The sequence below is a fragment of the Streptomyces sp. a15 genome, assembly GCF_059026085.1.
Window position 1 is genome coordinate 1 of record NZ_JBWLKM010000251.1, and the last position, 941, is coordinate 941.

At 69.9% G+C, this 941-nt stretch carries 1 protein-coding gene; it reads right to left on the reverse strand.

The annotated features are described in order from the left end of the window. On the reverse strand, window positions 1-941 hold a 941-nt coding region (locus AC5P09_RS51960; RefSeq protein ID WP_493880632.1), incomplete at both ends, for a homocysteine S-methyltransferase family protein.

Below are 941 nucleotides of genomic sequence, written 5' to 3' on the forward strand. Positions count from 1 at the left end.
ATATAGGCGGTGTCCTGACGGAACGGAACCGTCTGATACAACGACGCCGCACCCGGCTCCGGACGCGGATCACGCGCACCGGGCCTGAGTTCGCGGGCGCGCTCGACGACCTGGCGCAGGTGTTCGGGCGTGGTGCCGCAGCAGCCGCCGATCAGGCTGAGGCCGTAGTCGCGTACGAAGGTCTCCTGAGCGTCCGCCAGTCCCTCCGGGTCCAGCGGGAAGTGGGCGCCGTCCTTCGTCAGGATCGGCAGGCCCGCGTTCGGCATGCACAGCAGCGGGATGCGGGAGTGGCGGGTGAGATAGCGCAGGTGCTCGCTCATCTCGGCGGGGCCGGTCGAGCAGTTGAGGCCGATCATGTCGATGCCCAGCGGCTCCAGCGCGGTCAGCGCGGCACCGATCTCCGAACCCAGCAGCATCGTCCCGGTCGTCTCGAAGGCCATAGAGACCAGGAGGGGCACCTCGACGCCGGTCGCCTCCATCGCACGGCGGGCGCCGAGCACCGAGGCCTTGGTCTGGAGCAGGTCCTGGGTCGTCTCGACGATGAGGGCGTCGGATCCGCCGGCCAGCAGTCCCTCGGCGTTGGTCTGGTAGCCGTCGCGGATCGTCGCGTAGGAGATGTGGCCGAGGGTGGGCAGCTTGGTGCCCGGGCCCACCGAGCCCAGCACCCAGCGCTGCTGCCCGGTGGACGCGGCGAACTCGTCGGCCACCTCGCGGGCGATGCGGGCACCCGCCTCCGACAGCTCGTACACGCGGTCGGCGATCTCGTACTCGGTCGCGGCCGAGTGGTTCGCGCCGAAGGTGTTGGTCTCGACGCAGTCGACGCCCACGGCGAAGTACGCCTCGTGGACGGAGCGCACGATGTCCGGGCGGGTCAGGTTCAGGATCTCGTTGCAGCCCTCGAGGTTCTCGAAGTCCTCCAGCGTGGGGTCCTGCGCCTGGAG